This is a genomic window from Thalassomonas sp. M1454 (assembly GCF_007097525.1).
Taxonomy (GTDB): Bacteria; Pseudomonadota; Gammaproteobacteria; order Enterobacterales; family Alteromonadaceae; genus Thalassotalea_A.
On the sequence record NZ_VKDD01000002.1, the window covers coordinates 1,130,163 to 1,153,818 of the forward strand.

The window sequence follows — 23,656 nt, forward strand, 5'->3', positions numbered from 1 at the left end:
TCTCGATTTCAACATAAATTTCGTAAACTTAATTTTACAACAAAAAAGACTCCTAATACCAATAGATATTAGAAGTCTTTTAATTTTTTTAACAAAAAGTTAATTTTTGCTCGTTTATATGCTTACAACAAGGTGTCTGTTTTAGCTGCACAAATAAAGTCATTTTGATGCAAACCACCAATAGCATGAGTCCACCAAGTTACTGTAACCTTGCCCCATTCAGTGGTTATTGCCGGATGGTGAAACTCAGCTTCAGCAAGCTCAGCCACTTTATTGGTAAACTCTAATGCTAGCTTGAAGTTTTTAAATTTAAACTCACGCTCCAGCATCATTACTCCGTCCCTAACTTGTGCTACCCAGTCAGGTATTTGTGAAATTAGCTCGGCAAGCTCTTGCTCACTTACTTTTGGTGCATCACCGCTACAGGCTATGCACTTTTGATTTTCGAGTGTCGTTGTCATGGTATGTAATTCTCTTTTTAAGCTATATTTTTTTCAGCAAACAATGGCGCGTGTAATCCTAAGACCTTTGCTTGTTCGACTAAATTCATTAGATCAAGTTCACGGATGTCATCGAGTTGTTTCATACTTTCGATCATAAAGTATATTGGCTGCATAATATCGATTCGATAAGGTGTTCTTAACACATCAACAACATCTAACATTTTACGTTGCGCTTTGGCATCAAACATTGCATATAAGGTTTCACCTGGTGAGGACAAAATACCGCCACCATAAATTTTCAAACCTTGCTCAGTTTGCATTAGGCCAAATTCGATAGTAAACCAATACAATCTTGCTAAATATACCCTATCCTCTTTACTCGCTTTTAAACCGAGCTCGCCATAAGCTTGGGTAAAATCAGCAAATGCAGGATTAGTTAATAATGGACAGTGGCCAAAAATTTCATGAAAAATATCTGGCTCTTGCAAATAATCTAATTCGCTTTCATCTCTGATGAAGGTAGCCACAGGGAATTTTCTTTGTGACAATAATTTAAAGAACTCTGCAAAGCCAATTAACGCCGGCACTTGCTGACATTGCCAACCAGTAGCCTGCATAAGAACCTTGCTTACATCTGCTAACTGCGGAATATGATCCTTTGGTAAATTAAGTAGCTCTAAGCCTAAAACAAACTCATCACAGGCTTTGTCTTTAATACAGGCTATTTGCCGAGAATAAAGCTGTTGCCATAGTTGATTTTCTTGCTCGCTCCAGAAAATGTGGCCATTTTCATCTGCAGCTTTTGATACATATTTGGTAGCCTTTGCCATAGCTAAGTCTACTCCCGTTTATTTATCTATACCTTCATATTATGAAATGCGAACAATAATTCATACCAAACAAGTTTGATTGATTTTTGTGCAAAACCAAGAGTTGTAAGGAAAATGTTACAACGAGATTAAAAGAGAAAAAAATAGCGAATAAAAACAGGGGAAAAATAAAAAGTGAATTAGCCCCGCTCAATGTGGGGCTAATAGCAATTTGATTAATTAAATGATGAAGCGATATTATTTACTGACTTTATCTGCCAATAAGGCTTTAACTTGGCTAATAACTTCTTGTCGAACTTGCGTAATGCCAGGCGCGGTTTCAGTAAATGGAATTGGACGACATAATTTTAATGTTTTAATACCTAACCTTGCGGTAAGCATACCGGCACCTAAACCTTGCGCCATACGAGTAGATAAACGACCAAGAGTTTCGATACCAAGCATCTCAACACCAACATCGGCGATGATTTCACTCGCTCCAGCATAAACCATATTAGTAAAGACTTGTTTAATCAGCTTAATACGACTCCAGTAACCTAAACGCATGCCATACAAGCCGGCAATCTTGTCAATCATACGTAAATTGCGCCACATTAATACCAACATATCGATAATTGCGACCGGGCTCACCGCAACCAATACCACAGCCTCGGTTGAAAACTTGGCGATTTGCGCCAGCGCTTGTTCATCAACTTTACTCAGTACTAAACGTGAGTAAAGTGTCATTATTTCTTGCTCGGTTAGCTCATCGGTTAAAGATTCAAGCCAAATCGCTTGTTGCTCAGTAATAGCATCTGATGGTAAACGCGATGATACTTTTTGACAAAAACAGGTACTGTCAAAATTTGTTTCATTAGCCAGTAGCAAATTGGCTTTTTGCTGGGTTTTATTTTGTCTTTTAAACTGAGCAAGTCCGCGTAATTCTTTAAAGAGTGCTAATGAGGCTATCGATGCAATTGAGCCGAACAGTAATGCATAAACACTGGTAATGATTGGTGATGTAGTAAAACCTTGGATGAAAAAATCAAACAACTCATAAATAACGACACCAGTAAAAGATATAGCGGTTAAGCGCAACAACCAATTAGGTTTAGTCTGCGGTGTTGGGTTAATGTCGTCATCGAAAGCTTCATCAATTGGCTGCCAAGCTGCCTCAGGTAATATAACTTGATTAGGCGATGCTAAGTCATCTTCATTTAAACTATTACTAGCAAATGCTTGTTCTGTTTTAAGAGCCTCGCTTTCAGCAAATAAAATTTGCTGTTGGTATGTTTCTTTTTCATCATTTTGGCTCATTTCATTTTATCTCCAAGTAAGAACTGCAGCACTTGATCCATACGGATATTAGCCAGAGCTTGATGCTGAGAAATTGCAGTGTATGGTTTAAAAGCAATGTAATTAAATCCGCCTTCTTGCCAAAACTCGTTTTTAGGTAATTTTGCCGGTACAGCACCGGGGTAAAGGGTAATTAATTTTTGGTTATCTAAGCGCTTACCGCGCAGAACATTAATAATTTTTCCTTGATATTCACTTTGCCCTTGCTCGGTTGTTTTAATCGCAGCAATCGCTAAAGTTTTCATTTTAATGGCATCAAAACTTAACGATTTTTTCGCCTTAAATACTAACTGTTCAATTAAGCTGGTTAAGTTGCCATGTTGCTCAGCGGTAACGTGATCGGCCTTAGTCGCAGCAAAAAGCAGTTTATCTATTTTAGGGGAAAACAGGCGAGTAATAAGATTTGATTTACCATAAGCAAAGCTTTCCATGATCAAACTAATCGCTTGTTGTAAATCGTTAAAGGCTTCGCTGCCATTATTAAGAGGTGTTAAACAATCGGCTAAAACAATTTGTCGGTCGAACTTAACAAAGTGCTGTTTGTAAAACTGCCTAACAATGCGCTCGCGATATTCTAAATATCTTGCCCTTAACATGCCGATAAACGTATCTTGGCCGGCACTGTTATATTCATCAGCTTCAATATTGGCAAAAAATGGATAAGGGATAAACTGTAAAATTGGCGCGCCAGCGTGCTCTCCAGGAAGAATAAAGCGCCCCGGTTGGATCACTGATAAACCTTGCTCGTAGCGAAAGGCTAAGAGTAAATCGGTATATTGTTGCGCTAGCTCTGCTAATTCAGTTTCATGTACTGGCCCAAATGGGTCAATAGCTTCGACTTTTGCTAAAAACTCAGCAGATAATTCACTACGCGGAGCCTGTTTTAATAACTCCCCCATTTGCTCAGACCATTGCTCAAAGGTTTGATTAAGCATAGGTAAATCAAGCAGCCACTCGCCAGGGTAATCAGTAATATCAATGTACAGAGTCGCCATTTCGCCAGCGTATTTAAGTAACGAATTTTTAGGATAATAACGCACCGCTAAACGTAATTCGCTGATACTTTTAGTAGGCTGGGGCCACTCGGGTTCAGTTTTAGATAACTGCTCAATCGCATCATCGTAATCAAAGCGGCTTATGTGTAAATTATTTTGCGGCACTCGTTTAGCCGCAATGTAACGACCTTGATGTACTGGATCAAAAAAGTTTAATGGCTTGCCACTGCCTTCATTAATTAATTGGTTTACCAGTGAAGTAATAAATGCGGTTTTACCACTTTGACTCAATCCTGTTACGGCAAGGTTGATGTGCTGATCTAAACTGCGATTAAGAATTTCTTTAGCTGAGTTTTTCACTCGCTTTTTCAAGCTTCTGAGTTTTTTGGAATTAATCAACGACATGATAAATAGTGACTACCTTAAGGTTCTAGCGAATCTAATACATTTAACAAAATATAATGTAAAACATAATGTTATAAGTTTCTACAATTAAAGCCAGGCAAATAAAGTTTATAAATAGAATTAACCATCTAGGCTTTATTGGCGGTTCAAATAAAAATAAGCCAGAGAAAATTACTTTTCTCTGGCTATATTGTTTTATTTAGTGGCGATGGAGAAAGCTTATAGTTTATTTATTTCTCTAGAAACCGTGAACTCTGGCGATGTTACATAACGCTCCATCGTTCTTAGCTCGTGCTCTAGTGATTTAAATTTAAGACTAATATCACGAATCGCTTGTTTTGGTGGCTCGCCTGATTGCCAAATTTTAGCTTTGACTTTAATCGACTCACTAAACACTTCTTCTTCGTGAATTTTATCTTTCACATTTTTTGCCACTTGGCTTGGCGAAAACTTACTTGGCTTTTTATCTAAGATAAACCAACCGGCAATGTATAATATTACAAACCAGCCCATACCAAGTAACACACCAGAAACAACCAAGATGCGAACTAACCATGTTTCCCAACCAAAGTAGTTTGCTAAGCCAGCACAGACCCCAGCGATTTTACCTTTTGCGGGATCACGAAATAATTCACCTCTTGATTTACTCATGACTTAGATCTCCAGTCTGGCGTTTCAGCATCTAAAATAGCTTCTAGCGTTTGAATTCGCTCTGACATTTTATCTGCACTTGCTGATAACTCTGATAATTGTTGGTACTCTTCCGCCGATAAACCTTGGCTAATTTGCCTTTTTGAGCGGTAATGTAGTATTAACCAAATTGGCGCAACAATAACCATAAATATAATAATTGGGGCCATTAAAATATCTGGATCCATGTTTTCTCTCCTTAAACTTCAAGTTAATTTGGTTAATATTATTTTTTAGCTTTAGCTGCTGGTTTAGCTTTTGTCGCTTTACCCATCTTAGCTTTAAGTGCGGCTAATTCACTATCAATATTATCATCTGCTTCTAATTCGTCAATTTCATCAGCTAACGACTTCTTACCTAGATCGTAAGACTCAACTTGTGACTCTAAATCATCAATTTTACGCTCGTAGCGGTCAAATCGTGATAGTGCATCGTCAACTTTTGAGCTATCAAGCTTACTCTTAACTTTCAGACGAGAGCTCGCTGTCTTACCACGAAGTACAATAGCTTTTTGACGAGCTTTAGCATCTGCTAGTTTCTCTTGTAACTGCGAGATTTCATCTTGTAGCTTAGCGATGTGGTCATCAAAGTGTAATAACTCTTCGCTTAGTGAATTTGCTGCTTCTTCACACTTAGCTTTTTCAACTAAAGCACCGCGAGCTAGATCGTCACGACCTTTACTTAAAGCAAGCTCTGCTTTTTGTTGCCAAGTATCAACATCATTATTTAAGCGTGTTACCTGACGAGTTAAGTCTTTCTTATCTGCTAAGGTTTTAGCCGATGTAGAGCGAACTTCAACTAAGGTGTCTTCCATTTCTTGTATGATAAGACGTACCATTTTTTCTGGATCTTCAGCCTTATCTAATATGCTGTTAATATTTGAATTAATGATATCTGTAAATCGTGAAAAAATACCCATAATAACTTCCTCGGTGTTGATAATTAAAATTTTTGAACTGTTGTCTTACATTCACTTTTAATGCCAAGTTTTAAAAAATACATTAAACCATTGTTTTAATTAAATAAAATTATTTACTAAAAAACACTGTTCAGTTTAAGGTTAATGAAATACACTATTAAGTAGTGAAAAAAACCAATAATTAGGACCGTGAATGTCCCGCTTCAAACAACAAGATAATTTAATAGGTCAATCGAATAGTTTTCTAGAAGTGTTAGAACACATTTCACAGGTTGCCCCACTTGCAAAACCCGTGCTAATCATTGGTGAACGTGGTACCGGTAAAGAGTTAGTTGCCGCACGATTACATTACTTATCAAAGCGTTGGGATCAAACCTACATCAAGCTCAATTGTGCCGCATTAAACGAAAACCTGCTCGACAGTGAATTATTTGGCCATGAAGGCGGCGCCTTTACCGGTGCAAGTAAACGCCATGAAGGCCGTTTTGAACGCGCGAGTGGCGGCTCATTATTTTTAGATGAAATCGCCAATACCTCAGGTTTAATTCAAGAAAAGTTACTTCGAGTTGTTGAATACGGCGAGTTTGAACGAGTCGGTGGCTCTAAGACAGTTAAATCAGATGTACGTTTAATAGCCGCAACGAATGAAGACTTACCGGCCCTTGCTGATAAAGGTGAGTTTAGAGCCGATTTACTCGACCGCTTAGCCTTTGATGTTATTACCTTACCTCCTCTTCGTGAGCGAGTTGAAGATATCATGATGCTAGCCGAGCACTTTGCTATCAATATGGCCCGCGAGTTAGAGTTTGAGCTGTTTAGTGGCTTTACCGAAAAAGTAAAAAAATCACTGCTTGCTTATCATTGGCCAGGGAATATTCGCGAATTAAAAAATGTAGTCGAGCGCAGTGTTTATCGACATAACAATGCACATTTAGCAGTGAGTGAATTAGTTATAGACCCATTTGAGTCGCCATTTAGACCAAATAAACGAGTTAAAACAGCTGACCGACAAGTACAAAGTGATAATAGTAATGAATTGTCAACACCAGAAAAAGAAGTGGCAGTACAAACAAGTTTAGCCGCGCCAAGTATCGAATACCCGGTTTCGTTAAAAACCTTATCGCAAGATCACGAAGTAAAAATCATTAAAGATGCACTCGCATTTTGCCAATTTAATCAAAAGAAAACGGCAGAAGCATTGAAATTAACCTATCATCAGTTAAGAGGCTATTTAAAGAAATACAACCTGCTGGAAAGTAGTGACACTGATGACGTTTAATCTAAGGTTAATAACAAAAATAATACCGTTAGGTTTACTATTTACAGCTTTGTCTGGCTGTAACCCTAGCACTGATGATTCAGTATTATCTGAAGGTATTGTATATTGTTCAGAAGGTGCGCCAAGCTCGTTTAACCCGCAGCTAATCACCGACGGTACCACTATCGATGCCACATCGAAGCAGCTCTACAACCGACTTATCGATTTTAATAATACCAACCTGCAACGTATTCCTGCATTAGCAAAATCTTGGCACGTTACTCGTAATGGGAAATTAATTACTTTTTATTTAAGACGAGATGTGAGTTTTCACCGAACGGACTATTTTAGTCCAACGCGCACGATGAATGCTGATGATGTTATTTTTAGCTTCAACCGCATATTAGACCCAAATAATCCTTTCTATCAATCAGTTGCAGGCAAGTTCCCTTTCTTTCAAAGTGTAAACTTTCATGATTTAGTTGACAGTATTGAGAAAATTGATGATTACACCGTAAGGTTTAAATTAAACCGTGCTGACAGTACGTTTTTGTCTAATTTAGCCACACCCTTTGCCGTAATTTTATCAGAAGAATACGCGCAGCAATTAGTAGCTGAAAATGATCCTCAAACTTTAGGAAAACTCGATAGTTTACCTGTTGGCACCGGGCCATTTAAGTTTAAGCAGTACCGTAATAACTCATTTATTCGCTATGCGAAACATGACAATTACTGGCGCCAAGACGTTGAAATAGAAAAGTTAATTTATAATATCACGCCAAGTAATACCGGTCGTTTAACTAAACTGTTAACCCATGAGTGTGATGTTATATCGTTTCCTATTGCTGCTGATGAAATTAAGTCGCGTCCCGATCTGGCGCTAGAGGAGGTAACATCGTTCAATGTCGCTTTTTTTGCTTTTAATGCACAAAAACCGCCATTTGATAACCCTACGGTGCGCAAAGCTATTGCTCATGCGGTAGATAAAAAATCAATCATGAAAGCCGTTTATGCTGATCACGCTGAAATTGCTCAGTCACTTTTGCCACAAGCATCTTGGGCGTTTACAGATGAAGTAACCACATTTGAGTATTCAGTCGAAAAAGCTAAACAATTACTGGCTAATGCTGGGCTTAGTGCAGGTTTTAGTTTTGATCTTTGGGCTATGCCATTACAGCGCGATTACAACCCAAATGCGTTAAAAATGGCAAAACTAATTAAAGCAGATCTTGCTGCTATCGGCGTCGAAGTGAACATTATCACTTGGGAGTGGAGTACATTTTTGCGCAAGTTAGCCAGAGGCGAACATCAGTCAGTATTAATTGGCTGGACAGCAGATCACCCAGATCCTGATAACTTTTTCTCACCTTTATTATCATGCTCCGCCATGGAAACTGGCCGTAATAGAGCTTTTTGGTGCCATGATGAATTTGATCAATTACTGGCAAAAGCCTTAGCCAGTAATGATATTGATGAACGAAAAAGTTTATACCTGCAAGCGCAAAATATTTTAGTCGAACAAATGCCACTATTGCCAATCGCCCACTCAAAACGAGCGCAAGCAAAAGTAGTTGGTGTTAGCGGAGATATATTAGCGCCTTTTGGTGGTATTAGTTTTGAAAACATTAATAAAACTAATGGGGAAAATTAGATGTTAAATTTTACCCTAAGACGCTTAAATTTATTATTTTTTACCCTTTTGATGCTAACCATAGTGTCTTTTAGCTTAAGTTATTTATTTCCTGGAGAAGTAATAACTAACCTTAGTGGACAAAAAACACCTAATGCAGAGCAGCTACAGCAATTAAATGAGCTATATCAGATGGATAGTTCGATAATTCATCAGTACTTTGCCTACCTTGGGCAACTATTTAATGGCAATTTTGGTATTTCGATGTCGAGCCAAGTCCCCGTTAGCACTGAGTTATTAACCTACTTACCTTCAACCATTGAGCTTTGCATTAGCGCTTTATTTATTGCCATGATTATTGGCATACCACTTGGTTTTGTCGCAGCAATTTGGCATAACAAGCCGGCCGATAAAGTAATCTTAGCTTTTGCGATGATCGGTTACTCTATTCCTGCATTTTGGTTAGCGTTAATTTTAATTTTAATTTTTTCGATCACCCTGTCATGGCTTCCTTCGTCGGGACAATTAAACTTATTATTTGAAATTGAGCATGTAACTGGCTTTAAATTTATCGACATTCTACTCAGCGATAACGTCAATAAAATGAGTGCGATTAATGATGCAATACGACACATCATTTTGCCAGCCATGACAGTAGCCGTAGCGCCAATGACCTTATTTATTCGTTTAGCTCGTACTTCAATGCTTGATGTTTTAGACTCAAACTATATAAAAGCTGCCAAAGCCAAAGGCTTAAGCCAAGCGGCGATTATTTACCATCACGGAATACGTAACTCTCTGGTGACCATTGTGCGTCAGATGGGATTATATTTTGCTAATTTAGTGACTATCGCTATGATTGTTGAAGTAATATTTGATTGGCAAGGTGCTGGCAGTTGGTTAATCGATAGTATTTTTCAGCGAGACTATACTGCTATTCAAGGTGGTTTAATTGCACTGGCGATTTTTACTTTTGTAATAAATATTTTTGCTGATTTTATTTACGCGGCGCTTAATCCGCTTGAAAGGAATAGAAAACATGGCGCGTGAGCATACTTATTTAGAAGAAGAATTTCCTTCGCCTATATTGCAGCTATGGCATACGTTTAAAAAAACGCCGGTGGCGATAATAGGTTTAAGTTGTTACTTATTCTTAGTATTTTTAGCTGTTTTTGGCCAATTTATTACTCCTCACTCTGCTGTGGAGATAGGCGATTCATTACTCATTCCTCCGGCGTGGAGTGATGAAGGCAATTTAAGTTATTTATTAGGTACTGATGATCTTGGCCGTGATATGCTTTCACGTTTGATCCATGGTACCTCCCTCACCTTTGGATTAAGCTTTTTGGTCGTTATTATTGCATTAGTCATAGGTGTGGTAATTGGCTCCATTTCTGCTCTTAGCCGAGGGGTTAAAGCCAGTTTCCTTACCCACTTTTTAGATGTTATTTTATCGATCCCATCGTTATTACTCGCCATTATCATTGTTGCCATCTTAGGCCCAGGTCTAGAAAATATCTTATGGGCATTGGCATTAGTTTCTATACCGCAATTTGTGCATGTTACTCGTATAGCGATTAAAGAAGAGCAGAAAAAAGGTTACGTGCTAATTCCAATTTTAGATGGTGCTAGTGAGTTAAGAGTTTTAATTACTTCAATTTACCCAAACATCATCGATAAAATCATCATTCAAGCAACTTTAGCCCAATCGGCGGCAATTTTAGATATCGCAGCCCTTGGTTTCTTAGGCTTAGGCGCACCTATCCCAATGCCGGAATGGGGCTCAATGTTAGCAACTTCATTAGATTTATTTTATATCGCGCCATGGACTAGTTATTTCCCTGGGTTAGCCATTCTATTTTCGGTTATTGTCACCAACTTAGTTGGTGAAGGCTTACGTCATTCATTGAAAACACAAAAAGAAAGCTAATGAATTTACTTGATATTAAAAATTTGAGCATTGAGCTAACCAGTACAGGTGAGAATATTCTTGCTGTTGATCGCGTGTCATTAGCTATTAAAGAAGGTGAATTTCGTGGTTTAGTAGGTGAATCAGGTTCAGGTAAATCAATTTTAGCACAGGCAATTATTGGCGTACTTGATGATAAATGGACCGTTCATGCCGACAGATTTCACTGGCAAGGTATTGATTTATTACGCTTATCAATTGAAGAGCGTAAGCAAATTATTACCCGTGATGTAGCGATGATCTTTCAAGAGCCAATGAGCTGTTTAGATCCTACCAACAATATTGGCGATCAAATTGAAGAAGCTCTTGATCAAAGCCAGTTTAGCGGTAATTTTTGGCAACGACGAAAACAACGCAAAACAGCTGCGATTAAGTTATTACATAAAGTTGGCATTAAGCAGCACGAAAAAATAGTTAAAAGCTACCCTCATCAGTTAACTACAGCATTTTGCCAACGGGTAATGATTGCTATCGCTTTAGCCAAACGCCCTAAATTACTCATAGCAGATGAGCCAACAGCATCAATGGAAGCAACCAACCAAGCGCAAATATTTCGCTTGTTAGCTAGCTTAAATCAATTAAAAAACATGTCTATTTTATTGATTTCACATGAGCTAGAAAAAATTAGTCACTGGACTGAAAACTTAACGGTAATGTATTCAGGGCAATTTGTTGAAGCCGGCTCTACCGAGCAAATATTTAACACCCCTTTTCATCCTTATACTAAAGCGTTAATGGATAGCACCCCGCGTGCAGATAGAGTTATCGGCAAGAAAGAAAAATTGGCCACTCTACCTGGCACAATCCCTGTACTGCAGCATTTACCTATAGGTTGTCGTTTAGGCCCTCGTTGTCCTAATGCACAGAAAAAATGTGTTATAGCGCCACAAATTGAGTCATTTCATGGCCATCAAGTAAGTTGCCACTTCTCACATCGTAAGGATTACTAATTATGGGTAGCCTAATAGAAGTTAATAACCTAAGTAAAACCTACAAAATAAAATCGAGTTGGTTTAATAAGAAAAAAGTGGAGGTGCTACAGCCTTTATCTTTTAAACTCGATGCAAGGGAAACTTTAGGCGTTATTGGTGAAGTTGGCTCTGGTAAATCAACACTTGCTAAGTTGCTTGTTGGCGCGGCTCGCCCAACTAATGGTGAAATACTATTAAATGGTCAGTTACTACAAACAGGAAACTTTAAGCAACGCTGCCAACACGTACGGATGATTTTCCAAGATGCAGCAAATACGCTTAATCCAAGCTTAACCATTCGTCAGCAATTAGAAGAGCCATTAAAATTAAACACGCGCATGGACTTAGACGAACGTAATCAAGCAATACGGGCGACATTACAAAAAGTAGGCTTACTTCCCGATCATATGCATTTTTACCCTCATATGTTCTCTGGAGGGCAAAAACAGCGTATATCTCTAGCCAGAGCCATCATATTGCAACCACAGCTAGTTATCTTAGATGAGGCCCTTGCAGCGCTTGATTTATCAATCCGCGCACAAATGATTAATCTGTTATTAGATTTACAAGAGCAAATGGGCTTGTCTTACTTATTAATTTCTCACGATATTGGCGAAGTTGAACATTTTTGTGACAAGTTAATGGTATTACGTGACGGTAAAGTTGTTGAATATGGCACCACCCAAGAAGTCATTGCCAATCCAAAAGATAAGTACACTAAAAAGCTTATCCTTTCACAAAAAAAACGTTCAAGCTTTAGCTAACCCCCAACAAACATTTATCAAGGTGTCTGACACCTTGATTACTTTTTAGTTAAAAATCATCCATAAAAAAAGCTGCCGAAGCAGCTTTTTTAAGCGTTAATTATTCTCAATTAAAACTGAGGAGAATTACTTGGTAAGTTACGAGTGATTTCGGCTTGCGCTTTTAAATCTTCAATGTAACCTTCAAACGTTGCTTGTGATGCACTCATCACTTGCTGTTCACCTAAGTTAGCGTCAGTTTCAGCAGCAACACCAGCCGTAACTTTAGTTACTTGTACAACACTGTAATCGCCATTGTTTAATGCAGCTACACCTGCAGAAACCACACCTTCAGTTGGGTGAGCTAATAAAAATGCTTGCTTAGTTACGTTACCATCAATTGTGCCACCTACGCGAGGTACATCTGCAACGGCAACAAACTGTGTAGCACTAACATCTTCACCAGCAACTAATTTAGCTAATAAGCTGTCTGCTGCTTGTTTCGCTTGCTCTGCCGCTTTAGTGCTTACTAATTGAGTCTTAATCATCTCACTAACTTGCGTTAATGGCTGAGTTGCCGAAGGCTTGTGCTCTAATACTCGTACAACCATTGCTGATTCATCAGTTGCTACTTCAATCACTTCTGAGTTTAGGTTATCAAGTAACACGTCATCAGAAAATGCTGCGCTAATAACTTCAGCGTTAAATGGTGCCATAGCAGCGCCTCTTGTTAACCAAGGGCTTTGTTTAATTTCTGCATTAACAACACTTGCTGCTTCATCTAATGAATCAGGCGATTCAAAAGCAACTTCTGCTAACTCACCTTGTAATGCATAGAAAGTTTCAAGCGCTTGTTCTTGCTTAAGTAACTCAGTAATTTCAGCTTTAACTTCAGCAAATTCCTGAGTTGTTACAGCTTCTAAATCAGTAAGTTTAATGATGTGGAAACCAAAGTCAGTTTTTACAACTGAGCTTAAATTATTGTCTAATGTTAAAGCAAATACAGCTTCATCAAAGTTAGGATCCATGCTGCCTTTTTCAAACCAGTCTAAGTCACCACCGTTATCACCACTAAATGTGTCAGCCGAGTGTTGCTTAGCAAGTGCAGCGAAGTCTTCACCTGCTTGAATTTTAGCTAGAATATCTTCAGCTTGTTGCTTAGCTGCAGCTTCATCGTCAGCAAATTCGATTAAGATATGCGATGCACGACGACGTTCAACAGTTGAGTACGAATCAATGTTGTCTTGGTAGTAATCATTTACTGCATTTTCAGCAAGAGTTACATCAGCTTTAAGGGCGTTAATATCTAAGTGCACATATTCAAGCTTAATTTGCTCAGGCGTTGCAAAACGAGCAAGGTTAGCTTGGTAGTACTCATTAACTTCATCTTCTGAAACATCAACACTAGCTTTAAATTGTTCAGCTGAGATAGTTGCATAGTTAATATCACGAGTTTGGTTAGCTAATTTAACCGCAATATCTTGCTGGTAAGGTAAGCTAAACTCTGACGCCATAATGCTGTTGATTAATTGACGACGAGTCATGTCTACACGTAAATAGTCTCTAAACGCAGTAGCTTGGTAGAAACCAGCTTGATTGATCACCATTAAGTAACGGTTGTTATCGAATTTACCGTCAATTTGGAACTCAGGCGTTGTTAAAATTGCTTGTTTGATTTGCTCATCACTTACACGGATGTTTAATTTTGCCGCGTGTTGGTCAAGTAACAATTCATTGATTTGTTGCTCTAAAACATTAGTGCGTAAATTTTGCATGTACAGCTCATTACCAGCTAACTGGTCAAACATTTCACCGTACTGTTGTTGCATGCGGTTACGTTGATTTTGATACGCATTATCAAACTGTTGTTGACTGATTTTGTCACCGTTAACAATAGCAACTGATGTATCAACGTTATTGTTATAAGTACCTACACCAGCAAATACAAATGTGGCAATAACTAGGCCTAAAATTACTTTAGCAGTAATACCACTAGAGCCTTCTCTGATTCTTTCTAACATGTATGTCTCTTTATTTTTGGACTTATACCGAGTAATTAACGACTTGGTATTATGCCACTTATAGAATGGGCATTAAATTTTGGATTACGCGATTGTAGCAAACACTTTGCTCAGCTTGAAGTGTAATAATTAAAAAGATTCGGTTATTTTTCAATAAAATTTGGCTGATGTTAGTAATTACTAAAATAGTTAAGCTAAAAATGCTCGCTTTAACTAAAAACCATAGCTTTTTTCATGGGCCCTAAAGGTAAGTTTTAAGGTTGTTTTAGTATTTTTAGGCAAAAAAAAAGCTGACCTAAGCCAGCTTATTTTTAACTAAAACGAATCTTAGTTGACTGCATCTTTAAGCGCTTTACCGGCTTTAAATGCAGGAACTTTAGCTGCTGCAATCTCAATAGTTGCACCAGTTTGAGGATTACGACCTGTACGAGCTGCACGGTCACGTACAGAGAAAGTACCAAAACCAACTAAAGCAACTTGCTCACCTGACTTTAATTCTTCAGTAACTGCGTCAGTAAAAGAATCTAATGCACGACCTGCAGCCGCTTTAGAGATATCAGCACCAGCTGCGATTTTTTCGATAAGTTGAGACTTATTCACAATGTTTCCCCTTGGATTGTTATTATTTGAAGCGTTAATCTATGCTGCTCTGTTATTGTCAGACCACAAAAATTCAACCAACTTCAATCATGCTAAATAAGAAAAATAATCTTATTTTGGTAATTATAAAATTCGCTAATCCCTTGCTTTAACTAAGCTATAAGGGAGTTTAGCTTGGTTTCGATTCTCAGACTATCACAGTATTTGCGTTTGAAAAGAGTTAATTTCGATTTTTTAGTAACTTTTTTGTTTTTTTAACAAAAAATGAGCAAAACTGCTCATTTTTTGTTAACTCTGCACTACTATCATTAAGATAGAGTACGCAAGGCAAGCCCTTATTTAACCACAGAAAACTTATCTGGTGATTCCGCTAAAGCAATGTTAAGTACTTCATCAATCCATTTCACCGGATGGATACTAAGGTCAGCTTTAACATTTTCAGGGATATCTTTTAGGTCGCGTTCGTTGTCATGAGGAATTACTACCGTTTTAATACCACCACGATGTGCCGCAAGTAATTTCTCTTTTAAACCACCAATAGCTAATACTTCACCACGTAAAGTAATTTCACCTGTCATCGCCACATCGGCTTTAACAGGGTTACCGGTTAAACTAGACACTAATGCTGTACACATACCAATACCGGCACTAGGACCATCTTTTGGTGTAGCCCCTTCAGGAACGTGCACATGAATATCACGTTTTTCATTAAAGTCTTCATTAATACGTAATGTTTCAGTGCGGCTGCGCACAACGGTTAAGGCTGCTTGAATTGACTCTTGCATAACCTCACCTAATGAACCGGTAAATTGTAACTTACCTTTACCTGGCACCGACGCTGCTTCAATCGTTAGCAACTCACCACCTACTTCAGTCCACGCTAAGCCTGTTACTTGACCAATGCGGTTTTCGTCTTCGGCTTTACCATAATCAAAGCGTTGCACACCTAAGAACTCTTCAAGGTTATCCTGACTAATGACAACTTGTTTAAGCTCTTTAGTTAGAAGAATTTTCTTCACTGCTTTACGACATAATTTAGAAATTTCTCGCTCTAAACTACGCACCCCAGCTTCACGAGTGTAATAGCGGATAATGCCAATAATTGCACTATCTTCAATGCTGATCTCTTTCTCTTTTAAGCCATTACGTTTAATTTGCTTAGTAAGTAAGTGATTGCGAGCAATGTTAAGCTTTTCATCTTCGGTGTAACCCGATAAGCGAATAACTTCCATACGATCAAGTAAAGGACCTGGGATATTCATGCTATTTGAAGTAGCAACAAACATAACATCAGATAGGTCGTAGTCGACTTCTAAGTAATGGTCGTTAAATGAAGTGTTTTGCTCAGGGTCAAGTACTTCAAGTAATGCCGATGCAGGGTCGCCACGCATATCAGATGCCATTTTATCGATTTCATCTAACAAAAACAGTGGATTTTTAACTTCCGCTTTCGCCATTTTCTGAATCAACTTACCCGGCATTGAGCCAATATAAGTACGACGATGACCGCGAATTTCAGCTTCATCTCTTACGCCGCCAAGCGCCATACGCACGTATTTACGACCGGTAGATTTAGCAATAGATTGTCCAAGTGAAGTTTTACCGACACCAGGAGGACCTACTAAACACAAGATTGGACCTTTTAATTGCGTTACTCGCTGTTGTACTGCTAGATACTCAAGAATACGCTCTTTAACTTCTTCTAAGCCGTAATGATCTTTATTTAATACTTCTTCAGCAAGCGCTAAGTTGCGTTTTAACTTACTGCGCTTCTTCCATGGCACTGAAATCATCCAATCAATATAACTGCGTACAACAGTAGCTTCGGCCGACATTGGCGACATCATTTTAAGCTTTTGCAATTCGGCTAAAGTTTTATCTTTAGCTTCTGTTGGCATTTGCGCGTCTTCAATTTTTTTCAATAATTGTTCAGCTTCATCTGGCACATCGTCCATATCGCCGAGCTCTTTTTGAATGGCTTTCATTTGCTCATTCAAATAATACTCGCGCTGGCTCTTTTCCATTTGTTTTTTAACACGGCCACGGATCTTTTTCTCAACCTGCAATAAGTCAATCTCACCTTCCATCAACGCCATTAGATATTCTAAACGTTGATTTACATCGGCAATCTCTAATACGTGTTGCTTGTCTTGCAGTTTAAGCGGCATGTGTGCAGCCATTGTATCGGCAAGTTGCTCAGCATTATCGATTGCCGAGACTGAAGTGAGCACTTCTGGTGGAATTTTTTTGTTTAACTTAACGTAGCCTTCAAATTGAGACAGTGCAGAGCGTACCAAAACTTCATTGTTTTCATTATCAAGGTTGGTTGCTTCAAGTATGTCTAGATCAGCAATGAAGTATTCTTCAGTTTCAGTAAATTGCTTAATCGTGGCGCGTTGAGAGCCTTCAACGAGTACTTTAACGGTACCATCTGGTAGTTTTAGCATTTGCAAAATAGTTGCCACTGTACCTACTTGATATAAATCTTCAGCAAGCGGGTCATCGACACTTGCGTCTTTTTGTGCAACTAAAAATACTTTTTTATCATTGTCCATCGCTCTATCTAGACAGCGAATTGATTTTTCGCGGCCTACAAATAAAGGGATCACCATTTGTGGATAAACTACAACATCGCGTAAAGCTAATACCGGTGTTTCTATATGTCCTGAATTCTCTATGGTCATGAAAAAGTCTCTTGGAAAGTGATGAACATCATCAAATAATTCTAATTATTATTGATGGCTTTATAATTAGTATATGGGGATAGCTAGAAAGGTTTCAATACGTAAATGAAATTTAAACACATTCAGTTAACTTTTGTGCTATTTCATTGAGTTTTCGCAGTTTAATTTGATAAGCCAGATGCATTTATCTAGCAAAGCATGCAAATGAGAAGTGCTAAGTGCATAACAAATGACCTTTGTACTTTTAGCGGTTACTTATACCAATCCCATTAAAAATGAGCAGTTAATTAATGGACTTGGTATTACTGTATTCTACAGCTTGATCGAAAAAGGCCCTGACGGGCCTTTTCATTTGCTAATTTAACACCGATTAAATCGTTTTATTCGCCATTAGCTTGTTGATCTTGTGATTCAAAAATAACTAGTGGTTTTGACTCACCTTTAATTACAGCTTCATCAACCACTACTTTACTAGCATCATTTAATGACGGTAGTTCATACATGGTATCAAGTAACACACCTTCAACAATTGAACGTAAACCACGAGCACCGGTTTTACGAACCATAGCTTTGTTAGCTATTGCTTTTAATGCGTCTTCTCGGAATTCAAGTTCAACACCTTCCATATCAAACAAAGCGGTAAATTGCTTAGTTAACGCATTTTTAGGCTCTTGTAAGATTTGGATTAACGCATCTTCGTCAAGTTCAGTAAGCGTAGCAACTACAGGTAAACGGCCGATAAACTCAGGGATTAAACCATATTTGATTAAATCTTCTGGTTCAACTTCTTGGAAGTTTTGGGTAAGGGTTTTCTCTTCATCAACGCCTTTCACGGTTGCGCCAAAACCAATACCACTGTTTTTAGTTGTACGTTGCTCAATAACTTTATCAAGACCAGCAAAAGCACCACCACAGATAAATAAGATTTTAGAAGTATCTACTTGTAAAAACTCTTGCTGTGGATGCTTACGACCACCTTGTGGAGGCACAGCAGCAATAGTACCTTCAACAAGTTTTAATAATGCTTGCTGAACACCTTCACCAGATACATCACGGGTAATCGATGGATTATCAGATTTACGTGAAATTTTGTCGATTTCATCAATGTAAACAATACCACGTTGAGCTTTCTCTACGTCGTAGTCACACTTTTGCAGTAATTTTTGAATGATGTTTTCAACGTCTTCACCAACATAACCTGCTTCGGTTAATGTTGTTGCATCAGCCATGGTATAAGGTACGTCAAGCATACGAGCTAAGGTTTCAGCAAGCAAGGTTTTACCAGAGCCTGTTGGACCAATAAGTAATATGTTCGATTTACCTAATTCAACGCCGTTGTGCTTGTCGCCATTGCGTAATCGTTTATAGTGATTATATACAGCAACTGATAAAACTTTTTTCGCATGCGACTGACCTATAACGTAGTCGTCTAGGTTAGCGCGAATTTCAGCAGGTGTAGGTAACTCTTCACTTTCTGTTTTCGGAGAAATATCTTTTATTTCTTCACGAATAATATCATTACAAAGCTCAACACATTCATCACAGACAAACACAGATGGTCCGGCGATGAGTTTACGAACTTCGTGCTGGCTTTTACCACAGAACGAACAATACAATAACTTTTCGTTATCACCGCTACCTTTAATTTCATCGGTCATACGGTTTTTCCTCAATTTATTTCTAGTGATCCTAAGATCTTTGCTGTAACACCAATGGCATTACTCTAAGTATTTCACAAATTACGCAAATCACAACTTAGCAAGCTAAATTGCGATTTACATGACTCAAGTATTTAGCTGTGAAAACTAATCTTTTCTTTGAGTTAATATGGCGTCAACTAATCCATAATCAACCGCTTCTTGTGCACTTAAGAAGTTATCGCGGTCGGTATCATTAGTTACTTTTTCTAAATCTTGACCTGTATGATCAGCCATTAAACGATTTAGCTTGTCTTTAATAGACAGGATTTCTTTGGCATGTATTTCAAAATCAGATGCTTGACCTTGGAAACCACCAAGTGGTTGATGGATCATTACACGTGCATTTGGTAAACAAAAACGCTTGCCCTTTTCACCAGCACTTAATAAAAATGCGCCCATACTAGCCGCTTGGCCCATACATACGGTACTTACATTTGGTTTAATAAACTGCATTGTATCGTAAATTGCCATACCCGCAGTTACGCTGCCGCCTGGCGAGTTAATGTAGATAAAGATGTCTTTATCTGGGCTTTCAGACTCAAGAAACAATAATTGTGCAACAATTAGATTAGCCATGTGCTCTTCTACTTGCCCACATAAGAAAATTACTCGCTCTTTTAATAAACGAGAATAGATATCAAACGAACGCTCACCCTTAGCCGTTTGTTCAACAACCATAGGCACTAACGCATTTTCAATTGGAGATGAGTTATTATTAGAATTAAACAAAGAATGTATCCTTAAAAAATAAAAATGGCTTATATGTATTCATATAAGCCATTTAAGCTATTGCGCAAGACAATGTCAATCAATATACAGCTCTAAAGTAGAAAAACTCTAGATTGCTATTAATTTAAGCAATACCAAGAGGTATCAGATTAACCTTGTGGGTTCATGATGTCTTTAAACGCAGTTTTCTTTTCAGAAACTGTAGCTTTTTCTAAAACAAGCTCAACAGCTTGCTCTTCTAATGCAACGTGTTGCATTTGTTGTAACATTTCTTTGTTGTTCATGTAGTAATCAACAACTTCAGATGGGTCTTCATAAGCAGAAGCAGCAGACTCAATTAAAGATTTAACTTTTTCGTCATCTACTTTTAAGTCGTTAGACTTAATTACTTCACCTAATAATAAACCAACTTTAACACGACGTTGAGCTTGTTCTTCGAACATCTCAGCCGGTAATTGTGGCATATTCTTTGGATCCATTTGACCACCAAAACGTTGCATAGCTTGTTGACGTAATACATCAACTTCTTGAGCAACTAACGCTTTAGGAGCTTCAATTTCGTTTGCAAAAACTAAACCGTCAAGAACTTGCTCTTTAACTTTAGCTTTAACAGCTTGAGTTAATTCACGTTCCATATTCTTTTGTACTTCAGCGCGAAGGGCTTCAACACCACCTTCTTCTACACCGAATAATACTGCGAATTCGTCGTTAATTTCTGGAAGTACTGGACCTTCAGTTTTGTGAACTTTGATATCGAACTCAGCTTCTTTACCTTTAAGGTTTTCTGCATGGTAATCTTCAGGGAAAGTAACAGAGATAGTTTTCTCTTCGCCAACTTTCATGCCTGTGATTTCAGTTTCAAAACCAGGGATCATACGACCAGCGCCTAGTTCAAGTTCGAAACCTTCAGCTTTACCACCTTCAAACTCTTCACCGTCAACACGACCGTTAAAGTCTAAAGTTAGCTTGTCGCCTTTTTTAGTTTTACGCTTGTTTTCTTTCCAAGTTTTATGTTGGTTTTGTAAAGTAACAAACATCTCATCAAGATCTTTCTCAGTTACTTCAACAGCTGGCTTTTCAACTTTAATCGCATCAAGACCAGATAATTCAACTTCTGGGTAAATTTCAAACGTTGCATCAAACTCTAATGCTTTACCTTCTTCGTTGCTTTTAGCAACGAATGCTGGACGACCTGCTGGGTTTAATTTCTCAGCCATGATCGCTTCAACAAAGTGACGCTGCATTAATTCAGCAGCAACTTCTTGACGTACGCCAGCACCAAATTTTTTCTGGATAACAGAAGCTGGAACTTTACCTGGACGGAAGCCGTTGATCTTCTGTGTTTTTGCTACGTGACGAAGACGGTTTTTAACTTCTAAATCTACTGTTTCGGCAGGAACAGAAATTGTTACTTTACGTTCTAAGCCTTGAGTAGTCTCAACTGAAACTTGCATTTAATTACCTCAAATTCTGACGTTTTTACGCCTATTAATGCATCTATAATTGTTAATAATAAACAGCATGTTTATTACCAGTACAGCCCCATAAGTCATTATGAACCTGACTCGAAAAACAGTTTGATAACTTATATTTTAAGTTACTAATTATCTCTCGATAAAAAAGATGTTCTGTAATCTATAAAAATAGATTTGATTAAAATGTGACGCGGAATTATAGCGGTGCAAACCGCATGTGTAAACAGTTTGCTCGTAAGTAATAACAATCGTTACCAGCTTTGAACAATTTTCTAGCGAAATACTAAGCTAGAAACGCTACACACCCTATTGTAATAGCTCATTTGTTCTTATTTACTAACAACAACTTAGACTATCAATATCACATGACTATGTTGCTATATATGGTCGCCAACTTGAAAAACAATGGTAAAAAGTAAAAATATTTATATTTTGTAACAGGGAGAATAAAACTAGAAAACTAGAGCAATTATGAATAATAGTATTTTTTACAACCTAGAATAGTTGATGTTTAACATTTAATTGAGAGATTAAAGAAAGTGGAGTTTTTGAAAAGTGGTCGGTGATGCAAGATTCGAACTTGCGACCCCTTGGACCCAAACCAAGTGCGCTACCAAGCTGCGCTAATCACCGATATAGATTTCTATTTCTTCAAGGAAGAAGAAATGGGGTGGCTAATGGGACTTGAACCCACGACAACCGGAATCACAATCCGGGGCTCTACCAACTGAGCTATAGCCACCACTGAGTACTTCTTTGCCAATGTAGGAAATGGCACGCCCTAAAGGATTCGAACCTTTGACCCACGCCTTAGAAGGGCGTTGCTCTATCCAGCTGAGCTAAGGGCGCAAAATCACCTTTATCAGGCAACTTTAACTTGAGTCTATCTTAAAGTTAAAGTTTTGATAAGTATTTTAAAAAATAAAATACTATCCTACTAAAGAAAAGTGGTCGGTGATGCAAGATTCGAACTTGCGACCCCTTGGACCCAAACCAAGTGCGCTACCAAGCTGCGCTAATCACCGACATATTTCCTTGCAGACACATTGCTGTGTCAACGGAGCGCATATTACCTATGTGAAACTTAGTCGTCAAACCTTTTTTTAGAATATTTTACCAACCGCTTATTTTTACAGCATTTTGACTAAAATACGTCTTAAAGCAGGTAAATATTACGATAAAAGTTACTTTTGAGATCATTTATGCAACAAGCTTTAAATAAAATAACTTAGATATTCAAACAAAGCTTTTATCATTTGCACATTATATGCGAAAATACGCCGGTAATTTTAGCTACTATATAAGAACTATGACTGCACAACTTATCGATGGCAAAGCAATTGCCCAACAAATTCGTCTTTCTGTAAAAGAAAAAGTCCAACAACGTATTAGCGAAGGCAAGCGAGCTCCTGGTTTAGCAGTAGTTCTTGTTGGTAGCGATCCTGCCTCTCAGGTGTATGTTGGTAGTAAACGTAAAGCATGTGAAGAAGTTGGCTTTGTTTCTAAGTCTTTTGACATGCCAGCAACAACCACTGAAGATGAATTATTATCTCTTATCGATCAATTAAATAATGATGACGAAATCGACGGTATTTTAGTACAGCTGCCATTACCTGAAGGTTTAAATGCTAACTTAATTATTGAGCACATCAATCCAAAGAAAGACGTTGATGGTTTCCATCCTGCTAACGTTGGTAAATTAGCTTTACGCCAACCAGGCCTTCGTCCTTGTACTCCTAAAGGCATAATGACCTTAATTGAATCAACTGGAGTTAAACCTCATGGTTTAGAAGCCGTTGTAGTTGGAGCATCAAATATCGTTGGTCGCCCAATGACACTTGAACTTTTACTTGCCGGTTGTACAACAACGACAACACACCGCTTTACTAAAAACTTAGAAGCTCGAATTCGTCAAGCCGATTTAGTTGTTGTGGCTGTTGGTAAACCAGAGTTTATTCCGGGTGATTGGATCAAAGAAGGTGCTATAGTGATCGATGTGGGCATTAACCGCTTAGATTCAGGCAAACTTGTTGGTGATGTTGAGTTTAATGTTGCTAAAGAAAAAGCAGCGTTTATCACTCCAGTACCAGGTGGTGTTGGCCCAATGACAGTAGCAAGCTTAATTGAAAATACTTTAATTGCTTGTGAAGAGTTTCATACGAACTAGGAACTTTTAAAGTTTAAGTTGTCTAGTCCTGAAGGCAAAAAGGCAATACATAATGTATTGCCTTTTTTAATGGGTACTTTTAGTTAAAAAAA

At 38.1% G+C, this 23,656-nt stretch carries 21 protein-coding genes and 4 tRNA genes; 8 read left to right on the forward strand and 17 right to left on the reverse strand.

The window, feature by feature from the left end:
• Window positions 1-122 precede the first annotated feature (122 nt).
• From FNN08_RS07015 to pspA, 7 genes are all read right to left on the reverse strand, one after another.
• Complete coding sequence (locus FNN08_RS07015) at window positions 123-461, reverse strand: 4a-hydroxytetrahydrobiopterin dehydratase (RefSeq protein ID WP_143583999.1); 339 nt, start codon at window positions 459-461, stop codon at window positions 123-125.
• A gap of 17 nt (window positions 462-478) precedes the next feature.
• A complete protein-coding gene (gene phhA, locus FNN08_RS07020; RefSeq protein ID WP_143584000.1) occupies window positions 479-1,273 on the reverse strand; it encodes a phenylalanine 4-monooxygenase in 795 nt (264 codons plus the stop codon).
• Window positions 1,274-1,510: 237 nt separating this feature from the next.
• Window positions 1,511-2,569 carry a YcjF family protein gene (locus FNN08_RS07025; RefSeq protein WP_143584001.1) on the reverse strand — a complete coding sequence of 353 codons (1,059 nt, stop codon included), beginning with the start codon at window positions 2,567-2,569 and terminating at the stop codon, window positions 1,511-1,513.
• Window positions 2,566-3,963 carry a YcjX family protein gene (locus tag FNN08_RS07030; protein WP_260679281.1) on the reverse strand — a complete coding sequence of 466 codons (1,398 nt, stop codon included), beginning with the start codon at window positions 3,961-3,963 and terminating at the stop codon, window positions 2,566-2,568. Before FNN08_RS07030 ends, FNN08_RS07025 begins: the two co-directional genes overlap by 4 nt.
• A gap of 264 nt (window positions 3,964-4,227) precedes the next feature.
• Window positions 4,228-4,659 carry an envelope stress response membrane protein PspC gene (gene pspC, locus FNN08_RS07035; protein WP_143584003.1) on the reverse strand — a complete coding sequence of 144 codons (432 nt, stop codon included), beginning with the start codon at window positions 4,657-4,659 and terminating at the stop codon, window positions 4,228-4,230.
• Window positions 4,656-4,886 carry an envelope stress response membrane protein PspB gene (gene pspB / locus FNN08_RS07040; protein ID WP_143584004.1) on the reverse strand — a complete coding sequence of 77 codons (231 nt, stop codon included), beginning with the start codon at window positions 4,884-4,886 and terminating at the stop codon, window positions 4,656-4,658. The genes pspC and pspB overlap by 4 nt, the downstream gene beginning before the upstream one ends.
• Before the next feature lie 38 nt (window positions 4,887-4,924).
• A complete protein-coding gene (pspA, locus tag FNN08_RS07045; RefSeq protein ID WP_143584005.1) occupies window positions 4,925-5,617 on the reverse strand; it encodes a phage shock protein PspA in 693 nt (230 codons plus the stop codon).
• Window positions 5,618-5,810: 193 nt separating this feature from the next.
• On the opposite strand from pspA, the gene pspF reads away from it, so the two are divergent.
• Genes pspF through FNN08_RS07075 form a run of 6 tightly spaced genes read left to right on the forward strand, consistent with a single transcriptional unit; the run spans window position 5,811 to window position 12,209 of the window.
• Window positions 5,811-6,896, forward strand: coding sequence for a phage shock protein operon transcriptional activator (gene pspF, locus FNN08_RS07050; protein WP_143584006.1), 1,086 nt, complete (start codon window positions 5,811-5,813; stop codon window positions 6,894-6,896).
• Entirely contained in the window at window positions 6,886-8,526 is a 1,641-nt protein-coding gene (locus FNN08_RS07055; protein WP_143584007.1) for an ABC transporter substrate-binding protein, read from the forward strand. Before pspF ends, FNN08_RS07055 begins: the two co-directional genes overlap by 11 nt.
• Window positions 8,527-9,555 carry an ABC transporter permease gene (locus tag FNN08_RS07060; RefSeq protein ID WP_143584008.1) on the forward strand — a complete coding sequence of 343 codons (1,029 nt, stop codon included), beginning with the start codon at window positions 8,527-8,529 and terminating at the stop codon, window positions 9,553-9,555.
• Entirely contained in the window at window positions 9,545-10,435 is an 891-nt protein-coding gene (locus tag FNN08_RS07065; protein WP_143584009.1) for an ABC transporter permease subunit, read from the forward strand. Before FNN08_RS07060 ends, FNN08_RS07065 begins: the two co-directional genes overlap by 11 nt.
• On the forward strand, window positions 10,435-11,424 hold the full coding sequence (locus FNN08_RS07070; RefSeq protein WP_143584010.1) for an oligopeptide/dipeptide ABC transporter ATP-binding protein: 990 nt from the start codon (window positions 10,435-10,437) through the stop codon (window positions 11,422-11,424). Before FNN08_RS07065 ends, FNN08_RS07070 begins: the two co-directional genes overlap by 1 nt.
• Before the next feature lie 2 nt (window positions 11,425-11,426).
• Window positions 11,427-12,209: an ATP-binding cassette domain-containing protein gene (locus FNN08_RS07075; protein WP_143584011.1), complete on the forward strand. Its 783-nt coding sequence runs from the start codon at window positions 11,427-11,429 to the stop codon at window positions 12,207-12,209.
• Between the two features lie 110 nt (window positions 12,210-12,319).
• On the opposite strand, the gene FNN08_RS07080 is transcribed toward FNN08_RS07075, so the two are convergent.
• The 3 genes from FNN08_RS07080 to lon form a co-directional block, all read right to left on the reverse strand.
• On the reverse strand, window positions 12,320-14,209 hold the full coding sequence (locus tag FNN08_RS07080) for a SurA N-terminal domain-containing protein (protein WP_143584012.1): 1,890 nt from the start codon (window positions 14,207-14,209) through the stop codon (window positions 12,320-12,322).
• A gap of 327 nt (window positions 14,210-14,536) precedes the next feature.
• A complete protein-coding gene (hupB, locus tag FNN08_RS07085; protein WP_143584013.1) occupies window positions 14,537-14,809 on the reverse strand; it encodes a nucleoid-associated protein HU-beta in 273 nt (90 codons plus the stop codon).
• 335 nt (window positions 14,810-15,144) lie between these two features.
• A complete protein-coding gene (gene lon / locus FNN08_RS07090; protein ID WP_143584014.1) occupies window positions 15,145-17,493 on the reverse strand; it encodes an endopeptidase La in 2,349 nt (782 codons plus the stop codon).
• 229 nt (window positions 17,494-17,722) lie between these two features.
• On the opposite strand from lon, the gene FNN08_RS16490 reads away from it, so the two are divergent.
• Entirely contained in the window at window positions 17,723-17,857 is a 135-nt protein-coding gene (locus FNN08_RS16490; protein WP_260679282.1) for a hypothetical protein, read from the forward strand.
• Between the two features lie 16 nt (window positions 17,858-17,873).
• Here the strand turns inward: FNN08_RS16490 and clpX are convergent, their stop codons facing one another.
• From clpX to FNN08_RS07125, 7 genes are all read right to left on the reverse strand, one after another.
• The gene (gene clpX / locus FNN08_RS07095; protein ID WP_143584015.1) at window positions 17,874-19,151 is read right to left on the reverse strand and encodes an ATP-dependent protease ATP-binding subunit ClpX; all 1,278 of its coding nucleotides are present in this window, start codon (window positions 19,149-19,151) and stop codon (window positions 17,874-17,876) included.
• 147 nt (window positions 19,152-19,298) lie between these two features.
• Window positions 19,299-19,922 (reverse strand): ATP-dependent Clp endopeptidase proteolytic subunit ClpP, encoded by a 624-nt coding sequence (gene clpP, locus FNN08_RS07100; RefSeq protein ID WP_143584016.1) that lies wholly within the window; start codon window positions 19,920-19,922, stop codon window positions 19,299-19,301.
• Window positions 19,923-20,071: 149 nt separating this feature from the next.
• The gene (gene tig / locus FNN08_RS07105) at window positions 20,072-21,376 is read right to left on the reverse strand and encodes a trigger factor (RefSeq protein ID WP_143584017.1); all 1,305 of its coding nucleotides are present in this window, start codon (window positions 21,374-21,376) and stop codon (window positions 20,072-20,074) included.
• A gap of 577 nt (window positions 21,377-21,953) precedes the next feature.
• A tRNA-Pro gene (locus FNN08_RS07110) sits at window positions 21,954-22,030 on the reverse strand.
• Window positions 22,031-22,063: 33 nt separating this feature from the next.
• Window positions 22,064-22,139: transfer RNA gene (locus FNN08_RS07115), tRNA-His, on the reverse strand.
• 30 nt (window positions 22,140-22,169) lie between these two features.
• Window positions 22,170-22,246: transfer RNA gene (locus tag FNN08_RS07120), tRNA-Arg, on the reverse strand.
• A gap of 99 nt (window positions 22,247-22,345) precedes the next feature.
• Window positions 22,346-22,422 (reverse strand) — tRNA-Pro (locus FNN08_RS07125).
• A gap of 284 nt (window positions 22,423-22,706) precedes the next feature.
• Here FNN08_RS07125 and folD point away from each other — a divergent pair.
• Complete coding sequence (folD, locus tag FNN08_RS07130; protein ID WP_143584018.1) at window positions 22,707-23,564, forward strand: bifunctional methylenetetrahydrofolate dehydrogenase/methenyltetrahydrofolate cyclohydrolase FolD; 858 nt, start codon at window positions 22,707-22,709, stop codon at window positions 23,562-23,564.
• Window positions 23,565-23,656 lie beyond the last annotated feature (92 nt).